12 protein-coding genes and 2 pseudogenes are annotated in these 15,624 nt (G+C 59.5%); 8 read left to right on the plus strand and 6 right to left on the minus strand.

Features of this window, described 5'->3' with window-relative positions:
* Positions 1-409: GDP-mannose 4,6-dehydratase (locus CP49_RS47130; RefSeq protein WP_245310642.1), on the plus strand; the 409-nt coding region annotated here is incomplete at its 5' end.
* Positions 390-1,349: a GDP-L-fucose synthase family protein gene (locus tag CP49_RS10740; RefSeq protein ID WP_082645960.1), complete on the plus strand. Its 960-nt coding sequence runs from the start codon at positions 390-392 to the stop codon at positions 1,347-1,349. The genes CP49_RS47130 and CP49_RS10740, both read left to right, overlap by 20 nt.
* Positions 1,350-1,544: 195 nt before the next feature.
* Here the strand turns inward: CP49_RS10740 and queD are convergent, their stop codons facing one another.
* The 3 genes from queD to CP49_RS10755 all read right to left on the minus strand — a co-directional run bounded on the left by queD (position 1,545) and on the right by CP49_RS10755 (position 5,944).
* Positions 1,545-1,901, minus strand: coding sequence for a 6-carboxytetrahydropterin synthase QueD (gene queD, locus CP49_RS42535; protein ID WP_082645956.1), 357 nt, complete (start codon positions 1,899-1,901; stop codon positions 1,545-1,547).
* 359 nt (positions 1,902-2,260) lie between these two features.
* Complete coding sequence (locus CP49_RS10745; protein WP_063791667.1) at positions 2,261-3,574, minus strand: LLM class flavin-dependent oxidoreductase; 1,314 nt, start codon at positions 3,572-3,574, stop codon at positions 2,261-2,263.
* Between the two features lie 2,079 nt (positions 3,575-5,653).
* Positions 5,654-5,944 carry a LexA family protein gene (locus CP49_RS10755; protein ID WP_338060342.1) on the minus strand — a complete coding sequence of 97 codons (291 nt, stop codon included), beginning with the start codon at positions 5,942-5,944 and terminating at the stop codon, positions 5,654-5,656.
* Between the two features lie 12 nt (positions 5,945-5,956).
* On the opposite strand from CP49_RS10755, the gene CP49_RS10760 reads away from it, so the two are divergent.
* The gene (locus CP49_RS10760; RefSeq protein ID WP_057850239.1) at positions 5,957-7,084 is read left to right on the plus strand and encodes an IS630 family transposase; all 1,128 of its coding nucleotides are present in this window, start codon (positions 5,957-5,959) and stop codon (positions 7,082-7,084) included.
* Here the strand turns inward: CP49_RS10760 and CP49_RS45880 are convergent.
* Both CP49_RS45880 and CP49_RS48595 read right to left on the minus strand, forming a co-directional pair.
* Positions 7,067-7,171, minus strand: a pseudogene (locus CP49_RS45880) (hypothetical protein); the annotation flags it as partial. The gene CP49_RS10760 and the pseudogene CP49_RS45880 sit on opposite strands and share 18 nt — an antisense overlap.
* A gap of 1,029 nt (positions 7,172-8,200) precedes the next feature.
* Positions 8,201-8,608 carry a hypothetical protein gene (locus CP49_RS48595; RefSeq protein WP_276326583.1) on the minus strand — a complete coding sequence of 136 codons (408 nt, stop codon included), beginning with the start codon at positions 8,606-8,608 and terminating at the stop codon, positions 8,201-8,203.
* A 588-nt stretch (positions 8,609-9,196) separates the two neighbouring features.
* On the opposite strand from CP49_RS48595, the gene CP49_RS10770 reads away from it, so the two are divergent.
* Positions 9,197-10,102 carry a hypothetical protein gene (locus CP49_RS10770; RefSeq protein ID WP_057850241.1) on the plus strand — a complete coding sequence of 302 codons (906 nt, stop codon included), beginning with the start codon at positions 9,197-9,199 and terminating at the stop codon, positions 10,100-10,102.
* Positions 10,103-10,108: 6 nt separating this feature from the next.
* Here CP49_RS10770 and CP49_RS10775 read toward each other — a convergent pair.
* A pseudogene (locus tag CP49_RS10775) lies at positions 10,109-10,709 on the minus strand (ATP-binding protein); the annotation flags it as partial.
* A gap of 151 nt (positions 10,710-10,860) precedes the next feature.
* On the opposite strand from CP49_RS10775, the gene CP49_RS10780 reads away from it, so the two are divergent.
* The 4 genes from CP49_RS10780 (at position 10,861) to CP49_RS49200 (ending at position 15,513) form a co-directional block, all read left to right on the plus strand.
* Positions 10,861-11,610 (plus strand): P-loop NTPase family protein, encoded by a 750-nt coding sequence (locus CP49_RS10780; protein ID WP_057850242.1) that lies wholly within the window; start codon positions 10,861-10,863, stop codon positions 11,608-11,610.
* A gap of 60 nt (positions 11,611-11,670) precedes the next feature.
* Entirely contained in the window at positions 11,671-12,342 is a 672-nt protein-coding gene (locus tag CP49_RS10785) for a hypothetical protein (RefSeq protein WP_057850243.1), read from the plus strand.
* A gap of 480 nt (positions 12,343-12,822) precedes the next feature.
* A complete protein-coding gene (locus CP49_RS45885) occupies positions 12,823-15,036 on the plus strand; it encodes a hypothetical protein (protein WP_245310643.1) in 2,214 nt (737 codons plus the stop codon).
* Positions 15,037-15,309: 273 nt separating this feature from the next.
* Positions 15,310-15,513 (plus strand): DUF3363 domain-containing protein, encoded by a 204-nt coding sequence (locus CP49_RS49200; protein WP_420807601.1) that lies wholly within the window; start codon positions 15,310-15,312, stop codon positions 15,511-15,513.
* The last annotated feature ends 111 nt before the right edge of the window (positions 15,514-15,624 follow it).

A 15,624-nucleotide genomic window follows, 5' to 3' on the forward strand; every position in this document is an offset into this window, starting at 1 on the left:
CCTCGAGGCCAAGCGCGACTGGGGGCATGCGCGGGATTATGTCGAGGGCATGCACAGGATATTGCAGGCGGATGCCCCCGACGCTTTCGTGCTGGCGACCGGCGAAACCCGTTCGGTGCGCGCATTCGTCGAGCTGGCGTTTGCCGAAGTCGGCCGCCGCATCGAATGGCGCGGCAAGGGCGTCGAGGAAACCGGCGTCGACGCCAAGTTCGGCAAGACCGTGGTCCGGATCGATCCCGACTACTTCCGCCCCACCGAGGTCGACATCCTGATCGGCGACGCCAGCAAGGCGCGACAAAAGCTTGGCTGGAAGCCGAAGCGCAGCTTTGCGCAGCTGGTCGAGGAAATGGTGGAGAGCGATCTTGCGATCGCGTGGCGGGAGGTCGCCAATGGTAAGGACGCCGTTTGAGCTGAAGGGCAAAACGGTTTTCGTGGCCGGCCACCGCGGCATGGTGGGCTCGGCGCTCATGCGCCGGCTCGCGCAGGAGGATGTCACGCTACTCACCGCGGACCACAGCGAGCTCGACCTGCGCGACCAGGCGGAGGTGTTCGACTGGTTTGCAAAAAAGACCCCGCAGGCGGTATTTCTTGCGGCGGCCAAGGTTGGCGGCATCGTCGCCAACAACACGCTGCGCGCCGAGTTCCTATACGACAATCTCGCCATTGCGGCCAATGTGATCCACGCGGCTTACCTGAATGGGGTTCAGAAGCTGATGTTTCTCGGCTCCTCCTGCATCTATCCAAAACTCGCCACCCAGCCGTTGCGCGAGGAGTACATGCTGACCGGGCCATTGGAGCCGACGAACGAGCCGTACGCGATTGCGAAGATCGCCGGGATCAAGATGGTGGAGGGCTATCGAAGCCAGTATGGCGCCGACTTCATCAGTGTGATGCCCACCAACCTCTACGGCCCCGGCGACAATTATCACCCCGAATATAGTCACGTGGTCGCCGCCCTGATCCGCCGCTTCCACGAGGCCAAACTGTCCGGCACCGGCAATGTGGTGGTCTGGGGCACCGGCACGCCGCGCCGCGAGTTCCTCTATGTCGACGAGATGGCAGACGCCTGCGTCCACCTGATGAAGGTCTATTCCGATCGCGCATTAGTCAATATCGGCCGCGGCGAGGACATCTCGATTGCGGAGTTCGCGCAGCATGTCGCGCGCGTCGTCGGCTATACCGGCACAATCAGCTATGACCCCTCGCGCCCCGCCGGAACGCCGCGCAAGCTGCTCGATGTCCGCCACCTCGCCGCGCTCGGCTGGCGAGCCCGCACGTCGCTGGAAGAGGGCATTGCGTTGGCGTACCGGGCATATCTCAACGAGAGGCCACAGGCCGCGGCAGAGTAGTCCTCCGCGTGCGGGACAAGCGAGCGTGATCCGGGACCCATGAGCAATCGGGCCCGTGACGAATCTCCCAAGCGCTTGAGGGGGACTCGATCATTCGGCAGAATGAGTTTGAGATGCATGCTTTTTTCAGGCTTTAAGGCTCGAAGGATTGCAGATTCGACGACGAGAAGCAGGCAAAACAAGCTGCTTTTCTTGTCATCGTCCATCATATTCAGTCCAACAATCGGAAGTTCCGTAGACTCGAACGGATGATATTTGATGAAGCTTGTGCTTCAATCTTTCCCAGATCAAAACGGCAATGTTCTCTGCCGTAGGATTCTCCAATCCCTCGACTTCGTTTAGGCATCGATGATCAAGTGCATTGATGATACCGATAAAGGGCTCCACTAGGTCAGAAAAGTCTACGACGAATCCGGTGACAGGATCCACCGGTCCATCGAGTTGCACCTCCACCCTATAGGAATGGCCGTGCACGCGGCTGCACCTATGTGTGGGCGGCACGTTCGGGAGCCGGTGAGCCGCTTCAAACTTGAAGGCTTGGGATATCTTCATCGAGTGCGCAGATGCTTATAGGTTTCAATTCTCAGCCCAGTTCGGATAACTGAGTAGTACCCCATGATTTCGCGTATGGATCGGGGCCATCCATTAGCTAAAGGGGCAATTTGGATTCAGGGGGTGAAGCATTCGGCATCTTCCCCGATCAACGTAGTCACCCAGAAAACTCAGACGCATAGCTTTGGGTTCGACCCCGTGTTCCCAGCTTCGGAGAGAAATCACTTGTAAGATTGGCGCGGGCCAGCACACAAGCTTCTTCGGACTGTGAGCGATGCGTGGCCGATTTCCTCGGCCGTTACCGGCCACTGACGCCACCCGCCCATGAACTCGGCCAGATCCCATCGTGGCCTTCGCTGTCAGTCGACCTTGGCCGACTTGGCGAAGGACTCGCGTGAAGCCATCGGAATGGCGCCTCCGCGGGTCGGGTCCGCGAAGGTGCCACCCGCCGAGGCGTAGTCCTTACCTGTACAACGCTCGAGGACGATGCCAATCGCCTCGACATTGGGGATGTCCGACTCGCTCAGCTCGGGCATCGAGGGCTTGCGGGCAAGTGCCGCCTCTACGTAGGGAGCCAGCTCCTCTTCTTTACGTCGGACGCGCTCGTCTTCCCGTTCTTTCAGAGCAGGCATGACCTCTTTGGCGAACAGCTCAAGTGCCTCACAGACATGCTCGTGCTTATTTATGCCGCACTGCTGGATAAAGATCATCTGGTCGATACCGACATCAGCATATCCCATGAGATGCTCGCGAACACTCCTGGGCTGTCCGATGCTGCCTGAGCCTGGCGTCTCCTTCATCTCGTCCTTGATCGCTTGGAAGCGCCGCCACAAATTCGTGCGCCCAGGACGGTGTTCGCCATATACCGCATAATGCGCGATCGAATAACCGAAGAACTTGAAACCATCGAGTCCTCGGTGCATAGCTTCTTCGGCGTTCTCATGAACCATCATACCGTTGAGAGTGGCGATATTGGCGTTTACCGAATGCCCAATGGGCACGCACTCATTGGACTTGATGATCTGATAATACTCGTCGCGCCAAACTTTCGCTTGCGACGCCTCCACAAATCCAAAAACCAGCGCCCCTACCCCGTGACGCGCGGCACGCAAAATACTGTCGCGCCGGGAACACGCCATCCAGATCGGTGGGTGCGGCTTCTGGACCGGCTTTGGCACGATGTTACGGGTCGGCATTGAGAAGAATTGCCCGTCGTACCCGGGATACGGCCGCATCGTCATCATATTGGCGGTCTGCTCGACCCCTTCCCGCCACATGGCATTTTTCTGCTCGGGCTCGATCCCAAAGCCATGCATCTCGATCAGCGACGCGGATTCTCCGGTCCCCCACTCGGCGCGCCCACCAGAGATCAGATCGAGCGTCGCCAGGCGCTCCGCCACCCGCGCCGGATGGTTGTAATTCGGGGAGGACAGGCAAATGCCGTGACCAATGCGAATAGTCTTTGTACGCTGGGAGACGGCACCCAGAAAGACCTCGGGTGCGGATGAGTGGGAGTACTCCTCGAGGAAATGATGCTCAACCGCCCACATGTGATCGAATCGGAGCCGATCGGCCAGTTCGATCTGCTCCAGCGCATCACTGAACAATTTTCGCTCGCTGCCGTCCTCCCAAGGACGCGGCAACTGGTGTTCATAAAACAGTCCAAGCTTCATCCTTTTTCTCCTGGGGCACGATGGTCACCGAGCCGCTTCAAACGTGGTGCCCAGCCCAGTGTCGCAGGGTGGTTCTGCGCCGCGGCCAGCAAATGTACTTCGTTCTCTCGGTTCAAAGCTCTTGCGCGCCGATCGAGCTCTCTGTCTTAACTCTAGCCGCCCGATCTGCTGGAACGGCTCGCCGCCTCCTCCACGAAGGTAGTGCACAGCGCCTCATTCGCGACCATTTCCGAAGCCACTGAAGGGCAGGCTCTCCCAGCTCGCCGCGACCGAGGCGCGATCTGGATGTCCTCTCTGCCGACGATCAGACGCGATAGGACCAATGCCGCTGCTGGCCGAATGACAGCGTACCACGACGGATGTGGCTTCAATCGGCGGTACAGCACTCAACAGTGCAGCAGTTATGGCATTGATTTGGATCAACTGAGCAAGTCACATCTAAGCTCCCGGGCCGGTGCCTGCGATACCGCCATTGTCGTGACGGATTCTTCACCGTCTCCCAGCAATCGGCGTGCCACAAGACCTTTTGTGCGAGGCTGCTTGAAGAAACACCATGTGCTTCGCGTCACGCCGGGCGGGCTACTAGCTGCGTAGTGTCGGGCAGGGAAATTACGTCTTCAACCGGACACGGCTGACCACGACAACACGTGCGTTAAACGACGACCCTGGGTCTCGTGCCTAACTCGAATGCCTACTCGGGGATCATCTTCCCTCTGGCGACTTCACGGCCAGGGCGCTCGGCATCGCAGCATGACCTGGTATCTGGCAATTTGCGGCGGGGGCATCCAATGGTGCTGGCGTTGGCCAAACAGGCTGCCGCATCACCGATGCTTGCCGGTTGCCATCTCCAAGTTTGTTGGCGGCGAGTCCTCAAACGCGCTCTGAGCGAGCCTGCACGTCGGATCCGACGACGATGTCATAGGGCGCGATCGCCGAGTGAGATTCCGACCTGACGGCGTTCGCATGTTGAGGAGCGCGGTCATCGTCGCGCTCTGGGTATCCGCGCTTATAGAGGGAGCCGAAGGTGACCCGTAAGCGGCCGGCCAGTCCTGCTGATCAAAGTGGGAGAGCTGGTCGCCGGGGCGAAGGACGTCACCCGCGATTGCGATCGTGGCTTGGCGAGAGGCCGCCTCTTCCGGCCACTTGCTGAAACCGTTCACCAGCGATGCTAGACTTTGGCTGTTCAACTCCTGAAGCGCTCCGCTTTCATCGCCCGAACATTCGGCTATTCTGATCGTTGCATTACGGCATTCGGCCATCGTTGAAGTGTCGACCGAATGATGATGCGAAGAACGAAAGGGCTCTGAGCCCGACTTCCTTAATCAGAGCGTTATCAAGCCGCGACATACATGCAGCTATGCGCTCGCACGCTTCGATACCTGCCTGACCTCAGGCCTGCTGGCTCACCGCGTTGCATGTCGTGGCGTACCCCCACGATATCCTGGCGCGGATGTCTTCTTCGAAGCATGGCACGAATCTCAGTTAGTATCTGCGGCGGCCTTTTACAGGAACGTTGCCTGGTCCACGCCGGCACCCCGGCCGGACACGACTGCCTATGCAGCGGGAGCGCGTCTCTTCGCGAGCTTCTGGTAGCTTGATCGGAGCGCGGGCGGTGCGCGACCTGCGCAATTGCAACTTACATCACCAAGCATTCAGCATTCGTATCATCCGACACTCCCCAGGCCACATGCGACTTTGCCCGCTTTCAGTGTCATTCCAATAACCGGCGAGAGCGCTTCCCATCCTGGCACAAGATGTACCTGAATGATCGGTCATCATCCGCAAGCGAGAAGGTCGACCTCGCAAGGCATGCCGCTCGAATTGATGCCTCAAATGAGCCATAGACGCCTGCGTGGTAGCCTTGGTCATCGTTCTTCCAAGCCTACAACCTGACGCTACGTGAGATTCAAGCTGTTTGATGCTCATCTATATACGGCGATGTACTGCTGATGGTGGTCGCGGTGATCATCGCCGCAGTCGGCTTTTTCCGAGAACGGCTCGTTCGCATGTTCACAAACCTGACGTGGAACACCGCTTACAGTACCTCGGCACGGTGATTTTGACAGGTTGGACATGGGGTCAAAGTAGCTCTGGCAGGAGCTTGGGATCGACGAGCAATTCGATGCTGCGGGGTGCTCTTGGTTGCCTTTTGATAAAGCCTTCTCGTTCGAGCGTCAGCACCATCTGATGGACTGAAGGCGGGCTGACGCGAAAATACTGCTGCATGTCGGCTTCGGCCGGCGGGCGGCGGTGCAGGCGTGTATAGAGGTGGATATACGCCAGGTACTGGCCCTGCTTGGGCGTGAAAGTTTTTGCAGGGCGACTCACGCCGGCCATCCGATTCAGCTGTTCGTCCGTGCCTCGAACCATGAGGAGGCACAGATGAATGTACGCTACCGGGTCGAGCTTGACCAAGCCGAGCGTTCCGAACTGGCGGCACTTCTAAGCGGCGGCAAACATGCGGCACGCAAGCTGAAGCGGGCGACAAGCGACGAGGCGATCGCGAGGAGCGTCGGCGTTGGCGGCTCGACTGTCTACCGGACCAAGCGCCGCTTTGTGCTCGGCAATCTTGCGGCGGCACTCAGCGAAGAGCCGCGTCCCGGAGCGAGCCGCAAGCTCTCGGGCAAAGAGGAGCCGCTGCTCGTGGCGACCGCCTGTTCGAGCCCGCCCGCGGGTCGCGCCCGCTGGACCCTGGAACTGTTGGCTGGTGAACTGGTCCGGCTCACCGCACACGAGCGCGTCTCGCGCGAGACCGTGCGCCGGCGCTTGGCCGAAAACGACCTCAAGCCCTGGCGCAAGGACATGTGGTGCATTCCGCAGGTCGACGGCGAATATGTCGCCCGTATGGAGGACGTGCTCGACCTCTATGCGGAAGCGCCCGATCCCAAACGTCCCGTCATCTGCTTCGACGAGAGCCCGATCCAGCTCATCGGCGAGGTGCGCCAGCCGATCCCGGCGAGGTCCGGACAGATCGAGCGCTATGACTGCGAGTACCGGCGCAACGGGACGGCGAACCTGTTCGTCTTCCTTGATGTGCACCGCTCGTGGCGCAAGGTGAAGGTCACCGAACGGCGTGCCGCCAAGGACTTCGCCGCCTGCATGCGCGAACTGACCGATGTCCATTACCCCAAGGCGGAGCGCATCCGCGTCGTGCTCGACAACCTATCCACCCATTCAGCTGGCGCGCTCTATCAGAGCCTCCCGGCTTGTGAAGCACGACGGATGCTGCGCCGACTGGAGTTCCACTACGTTCCTAAGCACGCCAGTTGGCTGAACATGGTGGAGATCGAGATCTTGGCCAAGCAATGCCTCGATCGGAGAATCAAAAGCCACGCAAAACTCGCCGCCGAGACAGCTGCATGGGAGAAGCAGCGCAATGCCGCCCGCGCTCGCATCAAATGGATGTTCACAACCGATAAAGCACGCGCCAAAATGGGGCGCGCCTATCCAAAACTTGACGCCAAATCAGCCTCAAGCCAAAGAGTCAAAACCTCTGTGCAGAGGTACTAGCAGCAGGTGGCAGTCAGCCCCGCCTGTGACGAGACGCAGGCCGCCCGCTGTAAGGGTCTCCGCAAGAGCACGCGCGTTAGCAACGACGGCTTACCTACGCTGGATTCCGCAACTCGCTGCTGCAGCCAGCCATCGGCTCGAGACGCATTTCGGCCACCTCATCACCGGAGGTGCCGCATGAGATCCCAAAGGCCCAACGAACTCGCCAAGGGCATCGAGCGGTTCTTCCGGGAGTATCTACCGACCCTTCGCGGTACCAGTCGACATACGATACGCAACTACCGGGATGCCATCGTTCTGTTCTTGCGTTTTTCAAATTTAAAGCGGTGCGCGAGAGGCGGACCTCCTTTCCGGCTATACGGGCTGTAGCGATGGTGATCCGCCGACGCGCCGAAAGGAAAGCAAGCAGCCGGCGCTCTGGACACCGAGTTTGAATAAATGCCGGCTGCGCTGGCGCGAATGGATGAGCCGCATCGAAGCGTGATTTCTGCCGTGAGCACACCAGTAGCCGGGGAGACGCTGGTGCGTGTCGTCGAAAGGCCGCAACATCGCTGATCATCGCCGGCATCCGCGAGGAGCCGCACGGCCGACCGCATGACCTGGCCTCGGTTGCCGCCGGCCGGCAGAACCGGCCCCAAGGGCGTTGCCGATATCATCCGCCCTGCGACAGGCCAAGCAGAGAGAGTACGTCCGCTGCCCCAGGCCGCGGTGCTGGTGCTGATATTCATCGCGTATTTCGAGCCGATCACCCGCGGTAAGCTGTCGACTTTCTCCGGCAAGGAGGTGTCACGCGATCTGATCGGCTTTCCTGTCGCTGTGGCCGTGCGGCAACCTTGTTCAGCTTGCGCGTCTCGATTAGCTTATGGCCGTGGGAAAGATGGCCACAAGGCGTCCAGCGGGTCCGGCATCAGAATACCCGATCGACCTACGAAGTTGTTAAACAAGAGCCTGCGCGCAGGCGGTAGCTCCTCCACCCACGCTCCTTCGCCGAATGGATAGCGCTCATTGCGCGCGCCGCCGTTTGCGACGAGCCCTCCCGTTCACTGCGCACGACCATAGGACACCTGTAGTCGGATGCGGCCGCGACCATTACGGCTACATCCAACAAGAGTCTGGTCACATGAAGTCATCCTCGTACGAGTATCTGGGGGGACTTGATGCGCTCTCGGTATCACTGCTCTCGTTCTTCTCGGTTTTGCAGAGATAGAGTGGAGGCTTGTCCGCACGCTGCCATTCACCGGCACTGTTCTTCGTCCACTTTTCGGGATGCTGCGAAGGGTCTAGTACCATGCTCCCATCATCCACTTGAACGAACCCCATCATCGCTGCACGGGCTTGTGCTTCCGGATTAGCCGGACGCCAATTCAGCAACGGTCGTTCGCCATCTATCCGGAGTTGATGCTCAAGCAGAATATCGCCTGCGTTCTCGACAAGTGGATGAGCCACCTGAAAATCCACGGTCGAGGTGATCTCAGCCCGGCCAGGAAACTGGTGCCGCCAATTTTCGGATTCGAACTCAGTCATGCTGAACCCGCCTTCCGTTCTCAGCAGTCCGGCGCTCTGGTTTCCTAATTGGTAGCTGAAATATCGCGCGTCCTCCGAATCTCGCCTCACGGCGTATTGCTGAGCAACGTCCGCGGTGCGTATGGCCCTCGAGGATACGAAATCCGAATACTCTTGTGGATTCTCGGCAATGTGCATGATTTCATCGCCATGAAACTGCCTCGCCTCCCTCCTGAAAGAAGGCCTGTCTATCTCCACCACTGGAGGTCTATCATGGAGGAAATACGCCGGTGTTCCCGCTGAAGATGAGCTTCCGCTGGAAGTCGATCCGTCTAAGCGCACCCGGGCAAACGTGTCAGCGAAGCTTTGGCTTCCTGGATCCGTTTGCCCGCTGGCGCCACGCGTGTAGGGGTTATCGGAGGACCCACCAATTCGACCATACATGACTGTTCGCACTCCTATTTTTCGCATTGGGTTCAGGCCGGTTAGGCGCGGCAGGTACACATAGACCGCTTGGCTGACGACTAGCTGACGAAGGCGTTTCTCCCGGACGCACAAACCAATGCGAACTGCCTTAAGCGTTGGCGATCAACCAAATTAGGTTGCGGGGTGCCGGATCAGATTGAGATCGCACTCGCGGCGGCGGGCCAACTGGAGCAGGAGAGCCGTCAGCTCGAGCGCCAGTGGGCGCTTCGCGTGGAGCGCGCCCGCTACGAGGCCGAGCGCGCTCGGCGTCAGTATGACGCCGTAGAACCCGAGAACCGTCTTGTGGCGCGCTCACTTGAGCGGGCTTGGGAAGAGAAGCTGCGTGTCGTCGAGGCGGTCGAGCAGCAGCATGCGCGCTGGCGCGTACAAGAGCCGCTTCTGATTGGCCCGGCGGAACGCGCTGGGCTACAAGCGCTCGGCGAGAACCTGCCGCGGATTTGGCATACGGCCACCACGTCGGCAGCCGATCGCAAGCGCATTCTGCGATTTGTCATCCGCGAAGTCGTCCTTGATCAGAAGCGGACCCGAGGTCAAGTGTGGCTCAAGATCGTCTGGCAGACCGGCGCAACCAGCGAGCATCACGTACAACGGCGCGTTCACACCTACCGCGATTACATCGACATTGATCGGTTGCGGCGACGGATCGCCGAGTTGAATGCTGAACACAAAATGGATGGCGAGATCGCGGCGATACTCAATCAGGAAGGCTTCATCGCGGCCCGAGGCTGCGCCTTCAAAGGCGAGAACGTCTGGGTGTTACGCACCCGCTGGGGCATTCCCACCGTCAAAATCAACGGCATGGACAAGAACCCAATGCGCTGGCCCGACGGGAGCTTCTCGATTCAGGGCGCAGCGGCTGAGCTTGGAGTAACCCCACAGACGGTGTTCGATTATCTCGCGCGCGGATTGCTGGCAGGTCATCAGTTGGCGAAGGGCGAGCCATGGCAGATCGAGCTCTCAGGCAAACAAATTGCTCAGCTTCGCAACCGGGTACGACGCACCAAGCGTTCGAAGAAGGAGGCATCATGAAGTCATCGGCTCGCCGATAACTTCGTGCCATGTGTCCACAGGGAGTTGGCTGGTTACGATGGTGGAGGCGCGGCCATGGCGGTCCTCGAGGACTTCCAGTAGATCGCGCCGCTCGGCGGCGGTGAGCACCGACAATCCCCAATCGTCCAAAATCAGAAGCTGGGCGCGGCCAATGGTTTTGAGCAAGCGGGCATAACGTCCATCGCCCCGCGCGAGCGCCAACGCTTCGAACAATCTTGGGACGCGATGATAGAGAACCGAGCGATTGCCGCGGCAGAGCGCACAGGCTAACCAGCATGAGCAACTTCTCGTGGCGATCGATCCAGTCGCCGCTGACGAGCTTGGCGAAGACGGTCCGGTCGATACCCCGCGGCGTGCGCAAGTCGACGTCCTCCACACAGGCATTCTGGCGGAGCGAGGCCAGCTTGAGCCGCGTGGTGAGCCGTCTGGTGTCGCGTTCCGCGGCTTCCCGGTCGACCAGCAGGCCGATGCGATCTTCGAACGGCAAGGCTTCGAGATCAGGCGATCGTCGCTGCTCCTCGAAGGCCTTGGCCATGCCGCTCAAGCCGAGCTCGATCAGGCGTTCGTGGGCAGGATGGTTAAGCATATGGCCTCGCATCAAGAAATCCCCACCAATCGCCTTGGTGACGCGTCAAAGATTCCACTATCCCTTGTTTCTGCCATCTTCGCATCCAAAGCAGAGATTTGCTGATTGCACACGTCGCGGTCGGCGGTAGCGACTGCTTTAAGGGGATTCCATGACAAAGCCAGTTGTGATTGTGGTGGGTGCGGACAAGGGTGGGGTTGGCAAGACGACCGTATCCCGAACGCTTCTGGACTATTTCAATACCAATAACGTGCAGACACGCGCATTCGATACTGAGTCGCCGCGAGGAACGTTGAAGCGCTTCCACCCCGAGATAACCAAGATCGTCGACATGAGCACGACTGCGGATCAGATGAAGATCTTCGACACACTTAACTCAGGGTTATCCGTCACGGTGATCGACGCCCGCGCAGGCTTGCTGTCTCCGGCGCTGGCATCCTTGCGCGACATCGGCTTTTTGGATGCCGCGCGGTCCGGCCAGATCACCTTTGCCGTATTCCAAATCTTGGGATCATCCATCGCTTCCCTGGACGAGATCGCCGAGACCGCCAGTTTCATGACTGGTGCAACGTATTTTCTGGTCAAGAACTTCATCAACGACACTCAATTCTTCCAGTGGGACGAGTCGAGCTACAACTCCTATTTCCACCGTATCAAGAACGCGACCGAGCTGACGATCCCTAAGCTCAACGAGATGGCCTATGAGCAGGTCGAAGTTGCTTCCGTCCCGTTCGTCAACTTCGTAGCCAACAAGGGTCGGCACGACGATGCCGCGAACCACTCCTTCGTGCTGCGCGGCTATGTTCGGCACTGGCTCGCGAATATCTGGCGCGAATATGATCGCATTAACTTGACCGACTTGGCCGGCGCCAAGTCAGTGATCCGCGGCGGCGAAAAATAGTCGCTCGTTCGGCGATTGAACGTCTGCACCACGTACGAAATTCGCTTGATATTACTAGCAATGTTAGCCACGCCCATTTACATCATCTACTCTCCTAGCCCGCAGGTCGGCAAGACCCTCGCCTCTCGCCTCATGAGCGAGTTCTTGCTGCTAAAGAACGGTACTGCGCTCTCGTTCGACATCAACCTGAAGGAGCCGTCACTGGTCGATTACCTCCCTAACATTACTGAGACGGCGGATGTGATCGACACCTACGGCAAGATGCAGCTGATGGACCGGCTTATCCTGCACGACCGGGTGGCCAAGGTAATCGACCTGGGCTTCCATGCCTTTGATGAATTCTTCAAGATGTGCGAGGAGATCGGCTTCATCAAGGAGGCGCTCCGCCGCCGTGTCGCCCCCGTCATCCTATTCGTCGCCGGCACCGACCGCGCCTCCTCGCGCAGCTATGAGATGCTGCGGTGGCGGATTCCCCCGTGGGCGCTAATCACCGTCCACAATGAATTCATGCTGCGCGGCGAGTTACCTGAAGCCATGGATGGCGCGCGCGTACTCCACTTTTCAGCGCTACCGGTATTTCTAAAGACCTACATCGATCGACTGAGCTTTTCGTTCACCGGATATCTGCGCAAAGAGAAGGATACCTCCACCGAGTTGCATCAGTGGAGCCGGCGGAACTACATCATGCTCCGCGATCTCGAATTGATGGCGATGCCACAGCCGTCGTCTTGAGTCGGGCTCCACAGGTGGAGAATTCCCGCGATACAAGAATTCCTCAAGTCTGATCGTCTTGCTTTCAGACGTAATGTCCGAGCGCTTGGCAAGGCTGTTTGCCCGCTACGTGTCGGGACGGCATCGTGCGTGGCTTGGTCCAAAAATCACGTGGCGAGTACGCGACAGAGTTCTGGAGAAATCAACGCGGTCGCCATTAGCTCATTGTGACCTTCTGAGACTCGTCAGCTTCTCATCAGGTAACTCTCCTAGCATGAGAACCTCGATATCTAGACGGCGACGTCATCAGGAAATGAACACCCGATTGCTTGATCTCGGAATCGGAGGGGCGTGGCGGCGGTCTCGGTCGCGGCAAAAGATTGTTGATTGTCAGTTGTCTTCAGGCTTCGACAGTCGGAATCTCGGCCGAAGGCTCCACCGCTTTCACTCGATCACCCTACCGTGCGCCAGATACGAGCTTGCTGTGGGATGTGAGGTGCCATGGAGCGAACGAATAACAATTTTAACCTGTTTGATTTTGATGTGGAAGGGTTCGCACAAGCGTACTATCAACAGTCGCGCGCGGGGCAGCAATCGGGCAACACGAGGGAGCAAGCTAGCTTTGAGCAGCAGATGAACGAGTTACAACTCAACTCGTCTGATGAGAGCTCCGCAACGTCTAGTTCGCCTGATGAGAGTCCCGCAAAGGGCGATGGAGGAATCCGGCGCACTGACTTCGGCGGTTCGGTGCGGATGCCGCCACACTCCCGGCTGAGGGACACCTCGTTCAGCAGCACGCGCCACAGCGTAGACATCCCCCGAGCTCACTTTCGAGATTCGGCCCAAGTACCGCCGCAGTCCAATTTGCGGGATGATATGTTCAGCAGTGCGCGCTACACTTTGCCATCTGAGGAGCGGCCCGCGATTCAGACGAAGAACAGCAAGGATCGCGGACTGTGGTCGCGTATCAAGTCAGGTGTCGGAAAGGCGTTTGGGACGAGTCGCAGCGAAAAGCCGTCCGGCGCCACGGCTCAGCAAGAGGTCTTTTCAACGAAGTTTCGCGTGGATTACGCCAAGCAGCCCGGCCGAACACGCGGGGTCCCTGAGGAGGACGAGGAGCTGTTTGAGGACTTCAAAAGCAAAGCCAAGGTCACCCGGGACGACGGCACCGGCAAAGTACTGGGCGACGGCACCATCAAAAATGCGATAGCCGATCTGCGCCATTTGAGCGGCCGACTTAGCCAGAACGGGAGGCCATCAATCGCGGATCGAATTGGCAACCCTGAGCTCGAAGCTGGGTTGGATGACGATGTGGAAACCTATGCGAAGGATCGCAGCGGGCGCATCAAAGCGGCATTGAAAAAGCTCCGGGACGTCGGCGCCGGAAAGGCCTTGTCAGCCGATATCCGGCGCTTGGCTCCTTATCCGGCAGACGCAACCCTCATCGACATGTGGGCCGCGGCGGAAAAGGCGACACGCAGGATTGAGCCGGAGACTGTCGATAGACAGGCTCGCCGCCTTTCCAGGTTGAGTGATTGGCTGCAAACGCGCGAAAAAGGGGCCATGGCTGGCCGACTGAATGACAATGGGCTGGCCCAAGATGTTGAGGAGTATAGGAACCAAACCGCGGACACCAAAATTAACGCCGATTTGCTCAGGCTTCGGCGCTACCAGCAAGTCCGCGAGGCGAACAGAGCGCTGGGGCTACCTCCTCCTGAGAGCGCGCGTCCGCTCGCCGGGGAAGGCGCTCGGCAGCCCGGGTCGCCGCAGGAGCTTCCCGCAACGCCAGCTACCCCGAGCGAGGGAGCTTGGGATTGGTTTAGGAATCAGATGCAAGAACCCGCGTCGTCCACATTCACACCGCACCATGGCCCGCAGCCGAGCTCGCTTCAGGAGCTTCCGGCAACGCCAGCCACCCCGAGCGCGGGAGCTTGGGACTGGTTTAGGGAGCAGATGCAAGAACCCGCGTCATCCTCGTTCACACCGCACCGCGGCCCGCAACCGCGCTCGCTTCAGGAGCTTCCGGCAACGCCAGCCACCCCGAGCGCGGGCGCTTGGGATTGGTTTAGAGAGCAGATGCAAGAACCCGCGTCACTATCATCTGCGAGGCGTCCCTCGTCAGACGTCTACGGCGGTCTTGAGCCGCTGGTTAATTTGAATCCGCCCACACCGTATGAATTGCGTGACGACGCTCACTCTGTGCCGGCGCCTGACCTCGCCAGACCGCCGTCGTTCGTTGGGCCATCAGGGGCCCCTCAGGAGCGGCTGGATTTCGGATCTATCGTCGGCGAGGGCTGGCACCACGGCTCCCAACCGGCCTCGGACGTCCTGATCGATGTACTGAGTAACATCAATCTCATGCCGAACCAGTTCGGCCCAAGCCAGTTCGCGATCAACGGTGAGCATTACTCGGCCACGTTTGGGCCGGGAGAGCACAGGGACGTTCGTCTCATCCATCATCCTCGCGCGAGGCCGATGAATGAAGCTGGGCCATCGCGGCAGCCCATAGCTGATCTTGGGTTTCTTATCCGCGGGGGATGGCAGCACCGCGAACGCTGGCTTCCGCCTTACCTTGTCCGTGCACTAGAGGGGGAGCACCTCATGCCGGAAGCCGGGCGCCCGACGTATATCAACATCCGCGGCGTGCCTTACAGGGCCGAGTTGCTGGAAACGGACGGCGGCGCACGCGTTCGTGTTTATCCTGAAGCTGGTTGAAGAACGCGCTTGGGCTGCAATCTCGGGGTCAGCGGGGCGGCGCATGGGGGGAAGTTTTACCGCACACCCAGCGGCATTGGCTTGCTCGCACCAGGGGCACCCACGGGAAATGCGCTGCGCAATACGAGCGTTTGGATAAAAGGAAATGGCGATCGCGAAATTCAACTTACTTACTGCCGAGGTCCGCCGGCACTCGAGCGGCTGATCGATGTGCTGGCAGACCTTTGACTTGCCCACCGCCACGGCGACAAGGTCCGGCTTGGCCTCAACCTGATTGAGCGCCCGCGCCGCCGTGAGCTCGACACCGGAAGCCGTCTCGCCGAGGAAATGGGCCTTGCGTATTGCCCCCTGATGCAGGTGGGTAGATTGCGGGGGATCTATCGCCGAAGATTGTCGATCGCCTCGGGGCGCTTTGCCATGATGGCATCATTCTCGGTTTCAGCTCGTGCCCTGCCCCTTCGCTCGAGCGCGAATTGAGCAACTACGTGAGCGGCATAGCCCGTCCCGGCAGCGTTGACTGGAGCCTTGGGCACAAACGCGGCCTTTCGCTCTGACCCGCCGATCTCTGGGCTGGGACGCGCGCGACTG

Source organism: Bradyrhizobium valentinum, from assembly GCF_001440405.1.
GTDB classification, from domain to species: domain Bacteria; phylum Pseudomonadota; class Alphaproteobacteria; order Rhizobiales; family Xanthobacteraceae; genus Bradyrhizobium; species Bradyrhizobium valentinum.

Coding starts and splice junctions, on each gene's coding strand:
- CP49_RS48595 (WP_276326583.1), bottom strand. CDS start 8,608: ATGACTGAGTTCGAATCCGAAAATTGGCGGCACCAGTTTCCTGGCCGG.
- CP49_RS10760 (WP_057850239.1), top strand. CDS start 5,957: ATGAATGTACGCTACCGGGTCGAGCTTGACCAAGCCGAGCGTTCCGAA.
- CP49_RS10785 (WP_057850243.1), top strand. CDS start 11,671: ATGTTAGCCACGCCCATTTACATCATCTACTCTCCTAGCCCGCAGGTC.
- CP49_RS45885 (WP_245310643.1), top strand. CDS start 12,823: ATGGAGCGAACGAATAACAATTTTAACCTGTTTGATTTTGATGTGGAA.
- CP49_RS10740 (WP_082645960.1), top strand. CDS start 390: ATGGTAAGGACGCCGTTTGAGCTGAAGGGCAAAACGGTTTTCGTGGCC.
- queD (WP_082645956.1), bottom strand. CDS start 1,901: ATGAAGATATCCCAAGCCTTCAAGTTTGAAGCGGCTCACCGGCTCCCG.
- CP49_RS10755 (WP_338060342.1), bottom strand. CDS start 5,944: ATGGTTCGAGGCACGGACGAACAGCTGAATCGGATGGCCGGCGTGAGT.
- CP49_RS10745 (WP_063791667.1), bottom strand. CDS start 3,574: ATGAAGCTTGGACTGTTTTATGAACACCAGTTGCCGCGTCCTTGGGAG.
- CP49_RS10780 (WP_057850242.1), top strand. CDS start 10,861: ATGACAAAGCCAGTTGTGATTGTGGTGGGTGCGGACAAGGGTGGGGTT.